The sequence below is a fragment of the Pseudomonas sp. UBA4194 genome (genome assembly GCF_002379585.1).
Classification (GTDB): Bacteria; Pseudomonadota; Gammaproteobacteria; order Pseudomonadales; family Pseudomonadaceae; genus Aquipseudomonas.
In genome coordinates this window covers 104,497-105,845 of the sequence record NZ_DFUE01000084.1, presented here as the reverse complement: position 1 = coordinate 105,845, position 1,349 = coordinate 104,497, and the positions used below count along the sequence as shown (strand labels likewise).

The 1,349-nt window shown below is 62.7% G+C and carries 1 protein-coding gene; it reads right to left on the bottom strand.

What is annotated here, in order from left to right; genetic code table 11:
* Positions 1–117: 117 nt before the first annotated feature.
* A complete protein-coding gene (locus tag B3397_RS20340) occupies positions 118–1,044 on the bottom strand; it encodes a ketoacyl-ACP synthase III (RefSeq protein WP_296253528.1) in 927 nt (308 codons plus the stop codon).
* Between the last annotated feature and the right edge of the window lie 305 nt (positions 1,045–1,349).

Below are 1,349 nucleotides of genomic sequence, written 5' to 3'. Positions count from 1 at the left end.
CCCGCTCCCACAGGGGGGGGTTGCGGGGGCCGATGAAGCGGGGGAGCCTGGGCTGGCGTCATCGCGGGCGGAGCCCGCTTCCACAGGTGGATGGTGGTAGACCGGTGCAGCGGGGGATCAAGGGCGGTAGATGAGCGCCGAGCCCCAGGACAGGCCTACACCGAAGCCACTCAACGCTACCCGCTTCCACGACGAATCGAGGATGTGCTTTTCAAGCAACAGCGGAATACTGCTGGACACGGTATTGCCGGTCTCGACCATGTCCTTGATGAACTTCTGGGGCTCTTCCTCGAAGCGCCGCGCCACCGCGTCAACGATCGCCGCGCTGCCTTGGTGAATGCAGAACGCATCGACATCGGCGCTGGTCAGGCCTGCTTCGCCCAGCAGCTCGTGCAGGTGCGCCGGCACCTTGAGCAGGGCGAAGTTGAAGACCTGGCGGCCGTTCATGAAGAACACGCCGTCGGTGACTTTCAAATGCGCGGCGCCCGAGCCGTCGGTGCCGAACTTGGCCTTGCCCAGCTGCCAGGGTGCGTCCTCGCCCAGCCAGGTGGCGGTTGCAGCATCGCCGAACAGCATGGTGGTGTTGCGGTCTTCGGGGTCGACGATCTTCGAATACGGGTCGGCGGTGATCAACAGACCGTTCTTCAGGCCGGCGGCTTCCATGAAGCCCTTCATTGCATAAATGCCGTAGACGTAGCCGGAGCACCCCAGGCTGATATCGAAGGCAGCGACATGGGTCGGCAGGCCGAGCTTGTCCTGGACGATGGCAGCGGTGTGTGGGAGCCCTTCTTCGTCACCGTTCTGGGTGACCACGATCACCGCATCGATGGACTCACGGGACAGCTGCGGGTTGTTGGCGAACAGCGCGTTGGCAGCTTCGACGCAGAGGTCGGAGGTCTCTTGCTCGGCAGCCTTGCGCGGCAGGAAGGCCGAGCCGATCTTGCCGATGATGAATTCTTCATCCTTGGCGAACTTGGCACCTTGGGCGTAGTTGTCCAGGCCCTCGGCAGGCACGTAACTCGCGATGCTTTTTATGCCAATCATTGTGGCTTCCCAATACAAAGGTAGCTGGAGGCCACTGCGCACAGGGTTGCGCAGTGCCGTCAAATAGGGTGTCGGGCGGCGCCATGGGCGACCAGAATGGGAGCAGCCCTGCAGGCCTGATGCCATGGCGGCCTGGCGTTACGATAGTGTGGAGATGCACGTTCTGACTTATTGGTCACAGGGTATTGTGACATAGGCAGTGACAAATGGGGTGTGGGGGGAGGTTTGTGGTGTTTGGGGGGGGTGGGGTGTCTGGGGGGTGTGGGGTGTTTGGGCGGGCGTCTTCGCGGCTGTACGCCGCTCCT

What these genes read in the sequence shown, in the direction of transcription:
- B3397_RS20340 (WP_296253528.1), bottom strand. Translation starts at nt 1,044, where the DNA reads ATGATTGGCATAAAAAGCATCGCGAGTTACGTGCCTGCCGAGGGCCTG.